General features: G+C 51.7%; 16 protein-coding genes. 9 read left to right on the top strand and 7 right to left on the bottom strand.

The annotated features are described in order from the left end of the window. Nucleotides 1-58: 58 nt before the first annotated feature. Together DBR02_RS20635 and DBR02_RS20630 are read left to right on the top strand one after the other, a co-directional pair. Nucleotides 59-1,048, top strand: coding sequence for a 2-hydroxyacid dehydrogenase (locus DBR02_RS20635; protein ID WP_063866805.1), 990 nt, complete (start codon nt 59-61; stop codon nt 1,046-1,048). 271 nt (nt 1,049-1,319) lie between these two features. Continuing rightward, on the top strand, nt 1,320-2,156 hold the full coding sequence (locus tag DBR02_RS20630; RefSeq protein ID WP_107535281.1) for an alpha/beta fold hydrolase: 837 nt from the start codon (nt 1,320-1,322) through the stop codon (nt 2,154-2,156). A 59-nt stretch (nt 2,157-2,215) separates the two neighbouring features. Here DBR02_RS20630 and DBR02_RS20625 read toward each other — a convergent pair whose 3' ends face one another. Then, nucleotides 2,216-2,494, bottom strand: a complete 279-nt coding sequence (locus tag DBR02_RS20625; RefSeq protein WP_063451437.1) for a DUF1471 domain-containing protein — start codon at nt 2,492-2,494, stop codon at nt 2,216-2,218. A 252-nt stretch (nt 2,495-2,746) separates the two neighbouring features. On the opposite strand from DBR02_RS20625, the gene DBR02_RS20620 reads away from it, so the two are divergent. Then, complete coding sequence (locus tag DBR02_RS20620; protein ID WP_102750664.1) at nt 2,747-3,337, top strand: DUF4142 domain-containing protein; 591 nt, start codon at nt 2,747-2,749, stop codon at nt 3,335-3,337. A 77-nt stretch (nt 3,338-3,414) separates the two neighbouring features. On the opposite strand, the gene DBR02_RS20615 is transcribed toward DBR02_RS20620, so the two are convergent. Both DBR02_RS20615 and DBR02_RS20610 read right to left on the bottom strand, forming a co-directional pair. Further along, nucleotides 3,415-5,511, bottom strand: coding sequence for a pyrroloquinoline quinone-dependent dehydrogenase (locus DBR02_RS20615; RefSeq protein ID WP_107535280.1), 2,097 nt, complete (start codon nt 5,509-5,511; stop codon nt 3,415-3,417). Between the two features lie 10 nt (nt 5,512-5,521). Beyond that, nucleotides 5,522-5,887, bottom strand: a complete 366-nt coding sequence (locus tag DBR02_RS20610; protein ID WP_063866809.1) for a hypothetical protein — start codon at nt 5,885-5,887, stop codon at nt 5,522-5,524. Between the two features lie 369 nt (nt 5,888-6,256). On the opposite strand from DBR02_RS20610, the gene DBR02_RS20605 reads away from it, so the two are divergent. The 4 genes from DBR02_RS20605 (at nt 6,257) to DBR02_RS20590 (ending at nt 12,398) form a co-directional block, all read left to right on the top strand. After that, nucleotides 6,257-7,114: an alpha/beta hydrolase family protein gene (locus tag DBR02_RS20605; RefSeq protein ID WP_107535279.1), complete on the top strand. Its 858-nt coding sequence runs from the start codon at nt 6,257-6,259 to the stop codon at nt 7,112-7,114. Between the two features lie 203 nt (nt 7,115-7,317). Next, complete coding sequence (locus tag DBR02_RS20600) at nt 7,318-7,728, top strand: GNAT family N-acetyltransferase (protein WP_107535278.1); 411 nt, start codon at nt 7,318-7,320, stop codon at nt 7,726-7,728. 75 nt (nt 7,729-7,803) lie between these two features. After that, on the top strand, nt 7,804-8,769 hold the full coding sequence (locus DBR02_RS20595; protein WP_107535277.1) for a magnesium and cobalt transport protein CorA: 966 nt from the start codon (nt 7,804-7,806) through the stop codon (nt 8,767-8,769). A 320-nt stretch (nt 8,770-9,089) separates the two neighbouring features. Beyond that, nucleotides 9,090-12,398, top strand: a complete 3,309-nt coding sequence (locus tag DBR02_RS20590; protein WP_173937201.1) for an autotransporter outer membrane beta-barrel domain-containing protein — start codon at nt 9,090-9,092, stop codon at nt 12,396-12,398. Between the two features lie 86 nt (nt 12,399-12,484). Here the strand turns inward: DBR02_RS20590 and DBR02_RS20585 are convergent, their stop codons facing one another. Then, on the bottom strand, nt 12,485-13,246 hold the full coding sequence (locus DBR02_RS20585) for an OBAP family protein (RefSeq protein ID WP_107535275.1): 762 nt from the start codon (nt 13,244-13,246) through the stop codon (nt 12,485-12,487). Nucleotides 13,247-13,721: 475 nt separating this feature from the next. Between DBR02_RS20585 and DBR02_RS20580 the strand changes: the two genes are divergently transcribed. Beyond that, a complete protein-coding gene (locus DBR02_RS20580) occupies nt 13,722-14,258 on the top strand; it encodes a GNAT family N-acetyltransferase (protein ID WP_107535274.1) in 537 nt (178 codons plus the stop codon). A 95-nt stretch (nt 14,259-14,353) separates the two neighbouring features. On the opposite strand, the gene DBR02_RS20575 is transcribed toward DBR02_RS20580, so the two are convergent. Together DBR02_RS20575 and DBR02_RS20570 are read right to left on the bottom strand one after the other, a co-directional pair. Next, complete coding sequence (locus tag DBR02_RS20575) at nt 14,354-15,622, bottom strand: Y-family DNA polymerase (protein WP_107535273.1); 1,269 nt, start codon at nt 15,620-15,622, stop codon at nt 14,354-14,356. Nucleotide 15,623: 1 nt separating this feature from the next. Beyond that, a complete protein-coding gene (locus DBR02_RS20570; RefSeq protein ID WP_063866815.1) occupies nt 15,624-16,043 on the bottom strand; it encodes a translesion error-prone DNA polymerase V autoproteolytic subunit in 420 nt (139 codons plus the stop codon). A gap of 326 nt (nt 16,044-16,369) precedes the next feature. On the opposite strand from DBR02_RS20570, the gene DBR02_RS20565 reads away from it, so the two are divergent. After that, nucleotides 16,370-16,609 carry a DinI family protein gene (locus DBR02_RS20565; protein ID WP_006808847.1) on the top strand — a complete coding sequence of 80 codons (240 nt, stop codon included), beginning with the start codon at nt 16,370-16,372 and terminating at the stop codon, nt 16,607-16,609. Between the two features lie 189 nt (nt 16,610-16,798). Here DBR02_RS20565 and DBR02_RS20560 read toward each other — a convergent pair whose 3' ends face one another. Next, nucleotides 16,799-17,602, bottom strand: coding sequence for a DUF6694 family lipoprotein (locus DBR02_RS20560; RefSeq protein ID WP_107535272.1), 804 nt, complete (start codon nt 17,600-17,602; stop codon nt 16,799-16,801). Between the last annotated feature and the right edge of the window lie 128 nt (nt 17,603-17,730).

Here is a 17,730-nt window from a genome sequence, read left to right as displayed (position 1 = left end):
AATTGTAAGATAATTTTAAACATGCTAACGTGGTTCCAAAATCACTGGAGAAAGTCTTATGAAACTCGCGGTATATAGCACAAAGCAATACGACAAAAAGTATCTGCAACATGTTAACGAGACGTACGGTTTCGATCTTGAATTTTTCGACTTTCTGCTGACTGAAAAGACGGCTAAAACCGCCCACGGCTGCGAAGGCGTATGTATCTTCGTTAACGATGATGGTAGCCGACCGGTGCTGGAAGAGTTGAAAAAACAGGGCGTGAAATACATAGCCCTGCGCTGTGCGGGCTTTAACAACGTCGATCTTGATGCCGCCAAAGAGCTGGGCCTGAAGGTCGTGCGCGTCCCGGCCTATTCTCCGGAAGCGGTGGCAGAGCACGCCGTCGGCATGATGATGTCGCTCAACCGTCGTATTCACCGCGCCTATCAGCGTACCCGTGATGCTAACTTCTCTCTGGAAGGGCTGACCGGCTTTACCATGTACGGTAAAACCGCTGGCGTGATCGGTACCGGCAAAATCGGCGTAGCCGCCCTTCGCATCCTGAAAGGTTTCGGCATGCGCCTGCTGGCGTTCGATCCGTACCCAAGCGCCGCTGCGCTGGAGTTGGGGGTGGAGTATGTCGATCTGAAAACCCTTTTCTCCCAGTCGGACGTCATCTCCCTGCACTGCCCGCTGACGCCTGAAAACTATCACCTGCTTAACCAGTCGGCGTTCGACCAGATGAAAGACGGCGTGATGATCATTAACACCAGCCGCGGCGGACTGATCGACTCTCAGGCCGCTATCGAAGCGTTGAAAACGCAAAAAATCGGCGCGTTGGGTATGGACGTGTATGAGAACGAACGCGATCTGTTCTTTGAGGATAAATCTAACGACGTGATCCAGGACGACGTATTCCGTCGCCTGTCGGCCTGCCACAACGTGTTGTTTACCGGACACCAGGCGTTTCTGACCGCCGAAGCGCTGATCAGCATTTCGGAAACCACGCTGGGCAATTTACAGCAGCTTGATAAGGGCGAACCGTGCCCTAACGCGATCGTTTAAGACCTTCAGGCCGGGCGGCAGTGACCTCTGCCCGGCCAATAATAAGCCCATCGGAAAAATAACAGTGCTCCGACGTGTATAGGGGCTATTTCGTTTGAAATAAATAATGACCCTATAAAATAAACCTATAACTGTTTTCAGGAACCCTTCTACACTTTAAGCGGATATATCGGTAATAAGATTAATATAAGTCAATTTTATTACGTTCTTAAATGCTGGGCTATTTACTTAGCCTTCACACATTTTTGCCATTAGCAGAGGAGTCTGAAATATGGCATTCGTAACAACGAAAGATGGTGTCAGTATTTATTACAAAGACTGGGGTCCGAAAGAGGCGCAGCCTATTGTTTTCCATCACGGCTGGCCGCTGAGCGCCGATGACTGGGATAACCAGATGCTCTTTTTCCTTGCCGAAGGCTTCCGCGTCATCGCCATCGACCGTCGCGGTCATGGTCGTTCCGATCAGGTGAGTGAAGGTCACGATATGGATCATTATGCCTCCGACGCATCGGCCGTGGTTGAAAGCCTCGATCTGCGTAATGCCGTGCACGTCGGCCACTCCACCGGCGGAGGCCAGGTCGCCAGATACGTTGCGAAGTACGGTCAGCCTCAGGGGCGAGTGGCCAAAGCGGTACTGGTTAGCGCCGTTCCACCGCTGATGGTCAAAACCGACGCTAACCCCGGCGGAACGCCCATTGAGGTGTTCGACGGCTTCCGCCAGGCGCTGGCAGCTAACCGCGCCCAGTTTTACCTCGACGTCGCCAGCGGTCCGTTCTATGGATTTAACCGGGACGGAGCAGACGTTTCGCAGGGCACGATCCAGAACTGGTGGCGTCAGGGTATGATAGGTAGCGCCAAAGCCCACTATGAAGGTATTAAGGCGTTTTCAGAGACCGACCAGACGGACGATCTCAAAGCCATCACGGTTCCTGTCCTTGTGTTGCAGGGTGATGACGATCAGGTCGTACCGTATAAAAATGCTGCCCTTCTACAGGACAAGCTGCTCGCAAACAGCGAACTTAAAATTTATCCAGGCTTCCCGCACGGGATGCATACCACGCATGCCGATACCATAAACACCGATATTCTGGCATTTATTCGCTCATAAAGACGTTGATTATCCATAAAAAACCGGGCGCTATGCCCGGTTCTCTTTAATCGTGAAGATTATTTGAAAACTTCCGCTACGGCCTGGAAGTTCGGGCCATGCTCACGAGCAGCAATGATGACGTAGTATTTCCCGCCCTTCTCGTCTGCCAGTTTTGAGAGTTTTTCATGAAGATCTGAAGGTGAAGAAATTTGTCCACCAGAAGCCCCTACAGATACGTTACCCAGATATTCCAGTTTGAAGTGGTGCGCTTCATCCTTGGAAATCATATCTGCCGCAGATGCGCCAAAGCTTGCTACCGTTAAAGCCAATACAGTCCCTAATAGTGCTTTTTTCATATCATTCCTCCTGTTGATGAATCTATATATTTAACATTAGCACCAAATATGTAAATGATCCGTATCAATTTTGTAGATGGATTGAGCAATAAGAAGCGCGCCATTGATCATGATTACCGGCCATCGCTGACGCGTAAACTGCGGGCGCAGCAGGTTCATCTACTATACTGACCGGGGTAGTTATCACTTATCTGCCCGGTTGCGCATAAAGCAACTCAAACTCACCTGTACCATGACCATCAGGAGAACAATATGCACACAAGTAAAACCCTGAAAAGGCTGCTAGCCGTATCAGCAGTTGCAGCAATGTTCAGCACCGTTGGCGTACACGCTCAGACGACAGGCGCCGCGCAGACTAGCGCTGCGGGCCAGGCTCAATCAGACGCCAAACTCAGCGCCGGCGACGAAAATGCGTTGAAGGACATGGCGCAGGCAAATATCAACGAAGTTGCCGCCGCCAGGCTCGCCCTCGACAAGGCTCAAACCAGCGACGTGAAAACATTCGCCCAGAAAATGGTCGACGATCACGGCGCCGCCCTGACCAAAGTCCAGGCCGTGGCCCAGAAAAAGGGCGTAGAGCTGCCGACCGAGCCCGACGCCGCGCATAAGGCCCTGACGTCGAGGCTGGAAAACCAGCGCGGTGACGCCTTTGACAAGATGTATATGGAATACGCCGGTGTGAAAGACCACCAGAACGTGCTGTCGAAGCTACAGAGCGACGCCAGTAAAATCAGCGATCCGGATGTGAAGGCCCTGGCCAACGAGCACACTCCGGTCGTTGAGCAGCACCTGAAGTCCGCAGAGCAGATGTCCACGCGCGCCGGGGCATCAGCCGATAAATAAGCGCGCCGGTAAAACGGCAGAGGCAAAATAAAGTGGGGCCCGCAGGCCCCACTTTATTTCCCCCTTCCCGGGCAACACTATTCAGGCAGCGCGTAAACCACTACCTGGTCTCCTACCTGGTCCTTCAGGATCGTGTTTCCGCCCGCCACGAAGGCCACGTACTGGCGGCCTTTATACTCATAGACGGACGGGTTCGCTACCGCCGGGGCTTCTCCCTGATCGGACCACAGCTCTTCACCGGTTTCCACCGAGTAGGCGCGCACTTTGGCATCCATAGAGGCACCGATGAAGATCACGCCGCCCGCCGTCACGGCCGGGCCACCAATGGTAGGCGAACCCCAGCTTTCCGGCATGAAGAAGCCATACTGCTGGGAGGCGCCAACCGGACGACGCCATTTCACATCGCCCGTGTGCATATCCAGCGCCACGATTTCGCCAAACGGCGGCTTCCAGCACGGCATGCCCAGCCAGTTGCTCGCCACCAGCAGACGCATGCCGTACGGAGCGCCTTCCTGTGGGGCAAAACCGCTTTCGTTGCCGGAGTCTTTGTCTGCGTTATCGTAATCTTCACGGCTGTAAAGCTTCACGTACTGGACGATATGCGAAGTATTGACGATGGCGATCTGTTTTTGCGGATCGAACGCCACCCCGCCCCACTGCACGCCGCCGGCGCTATCGGGATAGGTGAGCGTGCCTTCGCCTTTGGTGGTCGGCGGGGTGTACATTCCCTCATAGGTCAGGTTATCCCACAGGCGGGAACACTGGCCGCCACCGACGATATCCGCCAGCTTCCAGATTTCCGGCTTTTTCGACTGGTCGAGCAGCGGCGCAGGTTTGGTCGGGAACGGCTGTGTAGGCGAGAGCACTTCGCCCTGCACCGAACCATCGCCCTGCGGAACCGGACGCTCTTCGATAGGCCATACGTCCTCTCCCGTCAGGCGGTTAACCACAAACAGGAAGCCCTGCTTGGTGGCCTGAACCAGCGCCGGGATCTGTTTGCCGTCTACGGTGATATCCATCAGCGTTGGCGCGGAGTTGATGTCGTAGTCCCAGACGTCGTGGTGTACCCACTGGCGAGACCAGACCACTTTACCGGTGTTGATGTCCAGCGCAGTGGTGGAGGTGCCAAGCGGAATAGCGTCGACGCGGTTGCCGCCCCAGTAGTTGGGAGACGGAGACGAGACCGGGAGATAGACCAGGCCGTTGGCCTCATCGGCAGACATGTGCGTCCAGACGTTGGCCGTACCGGTACGCTTGCGGATCTCTTCCGGGATCGCGTCAAAGGTCCATTCACGCTCGCCGGTCTGGGCGTTGAATGAAAATACGGTACCAGGAGGCGCTTCGGCATAGGCCCAGTCTTTCCCGGCCCAGCCTACCAGCAGATGGTTGCCGACGACGGTTGGCGGTTGCAGGACAGAGAGCGGATACTTGGCGTTAACGGTGTTCCACTGGTTCAGATCCAGCACGCCGTTGTCCGCAAAGTCGCTGCACGGTTTGCCTGAATCGGCGTCCAGCGCAAAGAGCTTGCCGTCAACGGTGCCCATATAGACGATTTTCTGGCATGCCTGACCGTTCACCGGTTGTTTTGCCTGCCAGTAGGAAACGCCGCGGTTTTTAAGCACCGGCTGGGTCAGCGCCTTGCGCGACGATTTGGTGTCATAGTGCCACTTCTCTTTACCCGTGCCCGGATCCAGCGCAATCAGGCGATCGAAAGGGGTGCCGATATAGAGCGTGTCGTTAGCGAAAATGGGCGTTGCGGACCATACGGTCGCCGGCGTATCGCCTTTGCCATCCGAGACGTCGCCGGTATGGAACTCCCACACTTTCGTTAATTTACCGACGTTATCCGCCGTGATCTGTGTTAATGGGCTGTATTTCTGCGCGTTAAGCTGCCCATGGAAGCTGTCCCAGGTGGCGGTGCCGGGCACCAGCGGCGTCGCTGGCTGGTTCGCCGAGGCGACTTTTTGCCCGCCACCGTTGCCGGTTGAGGCATCGTCTGTGGTTTTTGTGGTCCCGGGTGCCTGCTGATCGGCGGCATCAATGTTGAGCGAGTCCTGGGTCCCCTGAGAGGCCTCAGCGGCTTTATCCTGCGCCTGAAGCGCGAACGGAGCGACCAGCAGCGCCAGCGCCGTCATGCCGACTTTTATGAAGGGATAATGCTTATCGTTATGCACGGGCGGCTCCTCAGGTTCGGACGGAATGTTTGTAACGGGCGGAATTGCTGCTCAGCATAATCAGACCGATCAGGCCGACCACCATGGCTGCCGTTATGATGTACTGGTGCAGCAGCGCGGCGGCAAAACCAATACCCACTAACACGACCAGGGTGATAATCATCATGAAAACACGCGCCCCGCGCCCCGATGCCGCACGTAACATAAAGGTCAGTATCGCCAGCACCGCGCTGGCAATGGCCACGCCCAGTGCGCCAATGGTGCCTGTGACGCCGGTGAGCGGCGTCCACCAGGCGTATAGCGCCACCGCGAAGCCTATTATCGCGGCCAGCAGCAGCAAAATACTGCCGACGCGCGAAGATTGAGAATGCAACATACCAGGGATCCCCCTCTAAAAAATGCAAAATGGACCAACGTAAGGCGTTTTCGTGGATATATGCCCCTGCTGTTCGCGCGTGCAATCGCTATTAAAACAATGCGGCGTGAAGAACGGCGGCATATTTCACTAAACGTTACTGAGTATAGAAGAGGATTTTTTTAAGGGACGTTTATCCGACGCGTGCCCTTCCCCACGCTGAGTTCATAAAGCGTCGTGTTTCGCGAAAAACGCACGGGCGAGGTTTATTGTCTGCTTTGAGCGAGGGGCGGATGGTGGTGGCAAAACAAAAAAATCGCCAGATGGGATAGTAAAGGCTAGATTTAATTCAGGCATAACTGGTATGACCACACAAATAAGGCTCTACGAATGCATTCAGTCATAATACCCGTCAATGAAGGCGGATTTCTGGCAGCCACACTATGGGAAAGAAGCGATGCCAAAGCGATGGTTCTCCTTCATCCGGCAACCGCGGTTGTGCAGGCGTTTTATAAGGGATTCGCAGAGTATCTTTTTAACAGAGGATTCAACGTTCTTACCTACGATTATCGCGGCACGGGCCTTTCTAAGTCCGGGCGGGTTCGGACTTACCGCGTGTCTATGTCTGACTGGATCGACCAGGACGTCGGATGCATAACCGCCTGGGCTAAAGCACATTTTCCAGGGCTTAGCCTGTTGGCGGTAGGACACAGTGTAGGCGGGCATGCGGTTCTGCTTTCAGCCGCCACCCACGCCCTGCAAGCTGCGGTCATGGTGGCTTCACATGCCGGAGTGACGAACTCCATAAAACAAACGACAGAAAAGGTGCGTGTCTGGTGCTTATTGCGTGTTCTGGCTCCGGTTCTGTGCCGTATCTTCGGCTACATGCCTGCCAGGCGCCTGGGATTGGGCGAAGATTTACCGGCGCCAGTCATGCTTCAATGGGGGCGCTGGAGCGCAATGCCAGGTTATTTCTACGATGATCCAGACTGGAATGCACGCCAACGGGCAAGTGAGATCACGCTACCCGTGCTGGTGATGGGATTTGATGACGTCCCCTGGGCTAACCGTGAAGCTATTGCGCGGCTGATGGAGCCAGTGCAGCAAGCAAAAATCGAACGCTGCGAAATACGGCACGCAGAGTTTGGCCTTTCGTCCATTGGGCATATGGGATTTTTTCGTACGCGATGTGCGGAGAAATTATGGCCCGTCGTCGGTCAATGGCTGGAGAGTCAGTGCCCGGGTTGAACGACGCGGCAACATGACCTTCTGATTATTTGCAGGGTGTTTTCCGCGGCTGGCACAAAGTGGGCAGGCTCATACTGAAGGTCCGCTATGAGGGAGAAGCGGAGCATCAGTCGCGATATGTTGTCATTATTCCGATTGGCAGACTTTATTAACGCATGACTTGTGTTAATTTCAATTATCCCTGCTACTGCTTAGGTTAAATTATGCAATCAAACTATGAAGTAATTGAAACAGTACCTCTTCCAGAAGATTTTTGCCGTTTACGCATCATCGCCGGATTAACTCCCCGACCACTTGAATTGGCAAAACGCGCACTTCCTGCAAGCTGTTATGGAGTACACATTGTGTGTGCCGGAAATGCTGTAGGGATGGGACGTATTGTTGGTGATGGTGCCCTGAACTTCGAGATCGTTGATATTGCTGTTGACCCGGAGCATCAGGGAAAAGGTTTGGGACGAGAAATCATGCAAAATTTAATGTTATGGTTTGAACAGCATGTGCCCGCCGGTGCCTATATTACCCTGATAGCCGATGTTCCCGCGTTATATGAAAAGTTCGGTTTTAAGAACGTTCGGCCTGAAAGCGAAGGCATGGCTCTGATTTGGGGACACTAGAAGCCATCCCCATTTGGGAATTTAACGGAAAGAGTTAAGCTTCTTAGAAACATGCTTAAGGGATAGCCAAAAAAAATGATTGTTAACTGTATGGTCTACCGTTCAGGCCGCCCTGCCGAAACCGTGGATATCGAGGATATCAGCGAAATCATCCAGGATACCGATGCGTTTATCTGGCTGGGGCTTTGGCAGCCTGAACCGGCGTTTATGTATAAAGTCCAGGAGGAGTTCGGTCTGCACGATCTGGCCGTTGAGGATGCGCTTAACGCGCATCAGCGGCCTAAGATAGAGCGTTATGGTAGCTCGGCATTTATCGTTGTAAAGACCGTCAGTGGACAGGGTGACAACATTGAGTTTGGCGAAACGCATTTATTTGTGGGGCGAAACTTTCTTGTTACGGTGCGCCACGGTGCTTCAGAGAGCTATGCGCCTATACGCGCCCGTGCTGCTGACGCCCCGGACATGCTTTCGTACGGTCCGGCGTATCCGCTTTACTGTATTCTGGATTTTATTGTAGACAGTTATGCAGAGCTGACTGCGCGCCTCAACACAAAAATTGGTGATATAGAAGCGACACTTTTTCACAGTGAATTTGACCGTGAAGCTATTCAGGACGTGTATTCCCTCCGCCGTAATCTGCTCGGGCTTCGCAACGCCGCTCAGCCAGTAGAAGAAATTTGTACCGAGCTTATCCGCATTCATGAAGAACTTATTCCAAAACCCCTCAGGGCGTATTTCAGAGATATTCAGGATCACGCAAGCCATGTAGTCACGGATGTAAATGACATGCGTGAACTGCTTAGCAGCGCGATGCACGTTAACCTGGCACTGGTTTCAGTGCAGCAAAACGAAGTAGTGAAGAAACTGGCCGGTTGGGGTGCCATACTCGTGATCCCGACGGTAGTCTTCAGCATGTATGGTATGAACTTCGACAATATGCCGGAACTGAAGACGCTCTATGGCTATCCGGCTACGATCGCTGTCACGCTGGGCGCCTGTGTATTACTGTGGCTACGACTTAAACGCTCTCGCTGGCTTTAATTGATAAGCCGTCCGATCGTTTTTGGTGCCGTGGAGTAACGTAAAGCCTCACGCTTATGTCGATTATACCACGGCACCAGACCCTATCCGTTAATTCCCCTGCATATGTCGGTACATTCCTGTTCATTGCGATCCGGTATCGCCCGCTCCACCGTTTATAAAATCCTGAAAAACGAGGCTATCACAGGGCAAGGTCACTCGTTATTCTAAATTATCAAGCCACATCGATAATTATTATATTCGTTTATGCTTTATTGAACTCAGGTGTGAATTTATATTGAGGAACGTAAGCAATACTTTTTTAGACAAGGATGATTAATATGAAAAGGGTTTTTATGACGGCTGCATTAACGGGTTTATTTGTCAGTAATAACCTGTATGCAGGCGAAAGCTATCTGGTCTATAACCCACACAATATTGCGGTATTTGAAGTGCGTTTCTTTAATGTTGGCGACGGCCCCTTTATGCCGGACTGGCCGAATGCGTCTGAGTCAACCTGGGATCTTGGCCAGCAGCAAAAAGAAAAAATACTTGATGCCATGCGTTACTGGGCTGAGGTTATTACCCCCAGCCCAGGGCAACTGCCCGCCATTATCAATGTGGGGACGTTTAACGATGAGAATGCCGCAGGTTCCAGCGATTCAGTTACCGACGGCATCATGAGTCTGACGCAGTTGCAGGGAGCATTGAACGGCATTGATACCGGAGAGCTGACCTTTGGCTCCCATGCCCAGTTCATCATGGGCAAACTGGATTTTGATAACGTTCCCTATGTGCCTGCGCAGCTGCCGCGCACTGGAAAGGCCGATCTGGTCAGCGTCGCTGTTCACGAGCTGGCCCATGGCCTGGGAATATCCAATATGGTTACCGATCTGCAAGGCAGTGGGACATTCACGCCCGCTTTTGATACCGTGCCTTTTGGCTCCTGGACCAGCCATCTGCGTGATGACCGTGGCAATCCTGCCCGACCAGGGCAGGTAATATTGTGTAATGGATGCAATAACACCTGGGATCCACAAGGCTTTGATGTACGGCTCGATAAAGGCTATTTCACCGGCAGGCACGTGGATGAAGTACTTGCAGGCGCCATGGCTGGCGTACCGGTGAAAATGTTAGCAGACGACGGTTCCGTCGATGATAACTACATGAGCCATATCGAGCTGAAAAACAGCATGATGAGCCATCAGAACTACCGCAATTACACAACGTTTATGGAAGCGGAACTGGCATTGCTGCAAGATATGGGATATCAGATTGACCGTCGTAACTTTTTCGGTTTTTCGCTGTATGGCAACGGGCAAACTCTCATTAACCGCAATGGATATTTTCTGCGTAATCAGCAGGCGGATGGCTATCTGGCGGGGCAATATAATACCGCTAATCTGGGGGTTGGCCTGCATGTGTATGGCAGTAATAACCATATCTTTCAACAAGCGGACCTGATGACATCAGGGAGTGGCGGCGCGGGCATCCGTATAGATGGGCAAAATAACACCCTGAGCATTGAACCCGGAGTACGGGTATATGCCGATGGCGAAAATGGCCGTGGGGTAATGTTTGCCTACGGTAAACAGCACAATCTTATTCAACGTGGCGACGTTCAGGCACTGGGAGCCCGTGGCGTCGCTATCAGTTTTGATTTTGGCAATAACCTCCTGGGTAACGACGTGGATTACCGTGGATCCTGGCTTCATATCGTGGACGGCTATTACGATGCGTTATTACCCGAGTTGCAGGGAGCGCTGGTAGATAATGCCGACATCAGCGGACGGGTCGCCGGTAAAGGCGCGGCGATTTATATTTCACCGAACGCGCTGGTCGGTAATATAAATATATTAACGGGTGCCCGGCTGGAAGGTGATATTTATTCGGACTACGCCCAGCGGGATGACGATGGCCAACAGCGGTTAACACAGCTTACCTTCGGTCGGAAGGCCAATGCGTATGGCCAAGCGACGGACGCAGCTGATGCTGATTTCAGCTTTACTTACCGCGGAAACATTGAAGGTATCAATAATCTGGCACTGGACGCGCACGGAGGGAAAACCTCGCTTAATGGCGATTTTCAGATTTACAGCATGACTATCGCGCCAGGTGCCAGCCTGTCCGGCAACGCCAGCTACACGCTTAATGAGGAAGGCCGCTTTGTAAATAACGGGATCCTTGCGCCGGGTAATTCCCTTGGGCAAATCACTCTATCCGGTGCTTATCAACAGGGTGATACCGGACAGTTGTTGTTGGAAGTCGACGGGCACGGCAGGCATGATACTCTGCGAGTGAACGGTCACGCACAATTTGACGGTCAACTGACGTTTGCGCCGCAGCCGGACTGGTACGCCACAAACTGGCGTCTGAATACGCAAGATTTGCTAAAAACAGACTCTTCCGGCGGCAATTTCAGTGCCGTGAACAGCGTGCTCCGCTCACCCACGCTAACGCTGCAAACCACGCCTCAGGGAAAGAACGGCTGGCAGCTCTCAATGCTGCGCGCTTCAAACGCATACAGCCGGTATGCGCAGGACGCTAATGCGCGGCAGGTAGGGCAAGCGCTGGATAAAATTGTGGCAGAAGCCAAGTCGGATATTCAACCGCTGTACCGTACTCTGGATTTCTCCGCCACTGATGGCAGGAGTATCAGCAATGCCTTGCCGCAGCTTTCTGCGGGCGCCTACAGCGCCATGTTCGCAAGTTCCCTTCACCGTGAACAACAGATAGCGCGGATCGTTGGCGGGCCGAATCCTGTGACTATACCGAAACAACTGGCGGCAGGCGAATGGCGCAGCTTTGCTATCCCCTTTGGCGGCGGCTTCTGGCAACAGCGTCAGGGTGACAGTGTAGGGTATGACGCCAGCAGTTATGGCATTGTATTCGGTGCTGAAAAACAAAACGATCAGAATCTCAACTGGATTTATGGCTTCCATGGTGCGGTCAGCGGCCAGTCGGTGACGGTGAAATCACCGGAAACCGCAACCGGAAAAACCACTGCTTTCGATCTGGGTATTCATGCTCGTTACGGCGCCGAAAGGTCCGAAGGAATGTATTTATTCGGCACTGGCCGATTGGGTATTGAAGACAGCTGGCTGGACAGAAACATTCATGTAGAAACTTACGGAGCAAGCCACCATGCCACCTGGACCGGATTGTCAGGCTCTGTTACGGCCGGCGGGGGCTATCGATGGGCGCTGAATAATAATGTGAACGCCGGACCGGTAACTTCATTGAATTACACCACATTACATCGTCCCGGCGTGAAGGAAAGCGGCAATGACGGCAGCCGACTGATGCTGGGTTCGCAGACCTTCGATTCTCTGAGATCAAGTATCGGGGTGAATAGTAACTGGAATGTCCCCCTCGCTTCAGGGGCGTCGATAGCAGCTGAGTTGCAGCTTACCTGGGATCATGAACTGCTTGATGGCAACGTAGTGCAACACGCCTCTTTCGCCAACTATCGAAGCACAGGGTTTAGTTCCAGGAATCAGGTGACTGGCCGTGACGCTCTGGGCGTTAAGGCAGGTATGAGCTATAAAATCAACGCTGATGTCGAATTGGGCATCGGGGTTGAAAGCGAAATGTTTCGTTCTGGCTATGACTCGATCGCAGGTAATCTTTCAGCCACCTGGCGTTTCTGATGTCTAAGGACGAGAAAATAACAGGGCTGGTAATTTAACTCACCGTAACCCCGGCGTTGCCGGGGTATTTCTGAAGGTTTTTGATATCAGAAATGGCTTGTGTCTCCCTGGCCATGCTCACCTGAACCTTCAACCCGCTTAAGCTGGATCTCTTCACCACGTTGCCAGGCATCAGCTCCCTTAGCAACGGGGTGCGCCACAATACCCTCACGTTCTTGTTTGATGGCTTGCGTGCTCACGTCAAAGCGTCGATCTCTGTCCGCCAGAAGTTTGGGGTCTAACTGCCCTTCCCCGGTAAAGCCCATCATCAGAGCCGGAATGCCGAGCGGCAGCTTTTTATCGCGGTCGGTGTGCCAGGTATGCCAGGTCTTCCCGTAGGTATTCACAATTTTGCTCATCAATGCTTTGTCAGCCACTGCCGGTAAACCGGGAGCAATCAGACTGCCGGATTTCACTTCATATTGATGGCTGTGCCACAATTTTTTTTCTTCCGGCGGCAGTGTGTTAAACAAACGCTCACTAATGATGTACTCAACGCCCATTAAACGGGCATCTTTGGTGTTTCCGTCGTAGATCACCGCCTGCATCACGTCTTCATTCAAGACGGTTACATAATGATGGGCTTCCATCTGGCCATTTTTATCCCCGCTATAAAAATGGAAACCGTCCAGGTAGGCACTCATTGCATCAATGGGCGGACGGGACTGGATAAGCTGCGCACCGGCTTCAAGCGTGCTCGTCCCGACGGAGGTTTTTACACCCGGAACAGGCGTATTTGAAGGGGTGTTGTTCGCGCCGCAACCCACTAAAGTCAGGCTCGACAATAATAAAAGCGATAATGGTTTCATTGACCCTCCCTGTAAAAGTCACTTTACTGAAAGTAGTACATTAGCGCAGACACGCCAGGCGAATTTTTATTAAACCATCGGGCAAACTGGCGTACCTTCCGTTCAAAAGCACCATTTATATTCATGCCCAGACGCTATAAATCTTTTATACCATCTGTTTTCCGGTTAATAGTCACTTAACCACCATCACTATGGATTTATACGACAGTAAATCAGCGAAGAAATAGCCAAACTGATATTCGGTGCACCTGCCATTTGTGATCCAGGTTCTTAGCGCTGGTATACGGCCCCGAATCTCCAGATTTTTCAACCATCCATTCCTGGCACGGTGATGCAACAGCAACTACTTTGGGTTTGACCAGATCACAGCCTCGTAGCTTGGAAATGGACGATGAGATGTTGCGAACCTGCTTTTTCCTTACTATAAAAACAGTTATATAACTAAGCTAATGAGCTCATTATTTAGGAAATTGTTTTGCAACTCCACCCCTCCCGACTACATCTTCGTCCCGTAACGACGTCCGACCTGGATGATCTTTTCAGAATTTATGGCGACCCGGCTACGAATACCTTTAATCCAGCAGGGCCATATCCTGACATACAGCATGCGCAAACTGTCTTAGCCCGTTGGATCAACCACTGGGAAACGCACGGTTTTGGAAACTGGGCAATCGCGTTAAAGAAAAGTCCTGAAAGAATCATTGGTTTTGGTGGTCTGAGCGTTAGCAGTTATGCGGATATCATCATTAATAATTTAGGATATCGCTTCGCTACAGAGGCATGGGGAAAAGGTGTGGCAACAGAGTTTTCGAAAAACTCTATCAGATATGGATTTGGTGAGTTAAAGCTGACTGAGATATCTGCCGTAGTAAGAGGTAATCACGTGGCATCGCAGAAAGTTCTTCAAAAAGCTGGGTTGCAATACATAAAAGAGATTCATGATGTGAAAGATGCGCCGCCTAGCCTACTTTTTTCTCTCACACTGAGTGAATGGTTAAGACAATCAATGTGAGCGCATTTACTCTAACTTATTGATACAAAAGAATCGATGTACGACGATTTGAAAAGTACCAACGTCCGCTTTTGGCACAAAACAACCGTTAACATTCATCGAATCCTCAGTAAATCTGAATAGCGAGTCGTGTACCGCGGCGAAAGCATTTCACGCTTCATCTGCCATTGCTGCTGTATGCCCTGCCCGGCAAAGTAAAGCGTTCCCTTTCCATCTTTCGCGTTCAGGCGATCCAGCACTTCCATCAACTTTTCACTTCCGGCACGCGGCGCGCTGTTGTCAAACAAATTGAGTTGGGCAACCCCCTGGCTGAAGAAGTCTCCGAGCATAATGCCGGCTTTCTGGTAGCGGTGCCCCTCCTTCCAGATTTTGTCGAGGCACTTTACCGCAGCGTTGATAATGTCGCGGGAGTCCTGAGTGGGCGTGAGAAGCGTCATTGAGGCACTGTTGCCGTAATAGGGTTCGTTCAGCGCGAATGGAGAGGTCTTTACGAACGCCGAGATAAAGCGGCAATACTGGTGCTCGCCGCGTAACTTCTCAGCGCCACGGGCCGCATAGCTGCATATAGCCTGACGCACCTGCTCATATTCTGACACGCGTTCACCGAATGACCGGCTACAGACGATCTCCTGCTTTGCCGGTGCAAACTCTTCCAGGTCGAGGCACGGCTCGCCGCGCAGCTCCCGGACCGTTCGCTCCAGCACCACATTGAAGTGCTTGCGGATAATCCATGTGCTCTGCTCTGAGAGATCCAGCGCCGTTTTGATGCCCATCGCGTTGAGCTTCTTGCTGATGCGCCTGCCCACGCCCCACACGTCCTCTACAGGCACGATAGCCAACAGCCGGCGCTGGCGGTCGATATTGGATAGGTCAACTACCCCACCCGTCTGCTGCTGCCATTTCTTCGCCGCGTGATTTGCCAGCTTCGCCAGCGTCTTCGTCTGGGCTATACCCACGCCGATCCTCAGGTGTGTACGCTTCAAAACCGTTTCGCGGATCTCCTTGCCAAAATCAGTCAGGTCCCGGCAGTTTCGAACCCCGGTGAGGTCACAAAAGGCCTCGTCAATGGAATATATTTCGACGCGCGGGCTTATTTCCTCCAGCGTGGTCATAACCCGGCTGGACATGTCAGCGTAAAGTTCATAGTTACTGCTGAAGCAAACCACGCCAGCGCGCCGGAACAGGTCTTTCTGCTTAAAGTATGGCGCCCCCATGGTAACGCCAGCGGCTTTGGCCTCTGCGCTGCGCGCTATCACGCAACCGTCGTTATTTGAGAGGACAACCACCGGTCGGCCTCTCAAATCTGGCCTGAATACCGTCTCGCATGATGCATAGAATGAATTCACATCACAGAGCGCAAACATATCAGCTGGCCGATTTAACAATAAAAGTGACCACGCCGAAGACGTCCAGCGTGTCTTCACTGCCAACGATAATCGGCGAATAAGCGCTGTTCATCGGATTGAGTTGAACATGAGGCCGCAGTTGCAGGCGCTTAACGGTAAATTCCCCTTCTACCGCGGCGATAACAATATCTCCGTGCTCGGCCGTTCGGGAACTATCGACCACCAGCAAATCGCCGTCGCTTATTCCCCCTTCAATCATCGAATCACCCGCAGCTTTAACGAAATACGTCGAGCTGGGGTGGGCAACCAGAAGTTCATTAAGATCAATGCGCTGCTCCACATAGTCGGCAGCCGGGCTTGGGAATCCGCACTGAACTAAATCGCTGAAAAGTGGAAGCGCGACAATCTCACGCAGTTCTGTAGGTCTGATAAATTCCATTACGCATACCTCTACTACTGTTTTTATATACAGTAGTTTTGTTTTGAAGCGCACGCAAGCCAGCTGAACCGTAGCGACTGTTTAAACCTTCACCGTTTCGTTTGTAAGTTTCTCTCTGGCTTCAAATTATAGTTTTTGTAAATTTTACAATTAAACGCTTCGACTGCTCGTTTTAAACGCTAAATGAATAGAATGTCATCAACTCAGACAAAATGAAGAGCGGCATGGCATTTCTTTAGCCAGAATGCCGTTTGACTGTACCCATATACAGTAGTATTTTTACGTGCAGACAGAATCGCACAATTAATATTCATAGGGAAAAAATAATGTTTGTTGAACTGGTTTATGACAAGCGAAACGTACAGGGGCTGGAGGGAGCCAGGGAGATAATTCTGGCTGAACTGACAAAACGTGTGCACCGGATTTTTCCTGATGCCAGCGTGACGGTTAAGCCGATGCAGGCGAACGGCCTGAATAGCGATGCCAGCAAAAGCGACCGGGAAAAGCTGAACCGTATGCTTGAGGAGATGTTTGAAGAGTCGGACATGTGGCTGACGCAAGAGTAACCAGCGTTTAGCAACAGGGAAACCCGCTATGGCATATGGCCAGGTTTCCCTGTCATCGACGCACAATAAACGCAGGGCAGGTGTTTATTAATATCGCTTCATTGTGTTGACTGGCGCCCTTTCTGAACAGTCAGGCCTTTCTCCAGGCATAAAAAAACCCGCCAAAGCGGGTTAAGTAGTGGTGACAGCTCAAAGGTATTTTTTCTTTAAATCTTCAAGCCTGCTGTTATCTTGCTCTGTAAAACCAGATGCATCAAACAGCGCCTCTTTATCTGCACCATTCACTCTCGTTACCGTAACTGTGAAGACGGCGTCAGCTGGAGCATCAACCTGACCCCATTCAGAGAACTTATTCGGAGCCAAAGCCCAGGTAGCTTCTTCATTCGGTTCCAGCCCACCAGCAATTTCGTAGTTGAAATCTTTTTCCAGCCACGGGACTGAGCGTCCATCACTGGCTATAACCCCATGGAAGAACACCCGGGAAATCGCTTTATCAGTATTGTTTTTCACAACAAGTTTAATTACAGGCTGTGGTTTGCCGTACTCCTCAGGCTCCAGGGTAAATCGAGATGATAAAACCTGCACTTTTTTTAGCTCTTCTTTGGCCTTTCCGGAGTCAGCTTTTTTCTGTTCCAGCTCTTTGATTTCCTGAAGCGCCTGCTCTTTCTGCTTGAGTTCTCGCTCGGCAGTTACTTGCTGAGCATAAGAGATGATTTCCTCAGCTGTTTTGCCAGACAAAGGTTCGCGCATCTTCTTACTTAAGTCTTCTTTGTCACTCTCTGAAGATGCATGCATTAGGTCAGCCATATTGATGTTACTAAAAGCGACAACTTTTAAGGCACTATCAAATTCCTCCCGTTTATTCTCCGGAAGTGACTCTCTGACTTTTGCTATTGATGATTTCATTGCGTCATCAGTTGATGAATCAATTTTGGGTTTATCGCACCCAGCAAGTAGGCAAGAGAGTAATAAAACGCCAATAATTTTTTTCATGTCCCTATTCCATCAGTAAATATTCGGAACAATCCTATCAGGAATTGACTCAACGACAAAACATGCATAACGAGCATTAATGTGATTTCGCGGCATTCCAGCTAAGGCCGCCCGGTTCTGTTTCCACC

The organism is Enterobacter cloacae complex sp., assembly GCF_900322725.1.
Taxonomy (GTDB): Bacteria; Pseudomonadota; Gammaproteobacteria; order Enterobacterales; family Enterobacteriaceae; genus Enterobacter; species Enterobacter quasihormaechei.
This window is presented reverse-complemented; position numbering and strand designations above follow the sequence as displayed.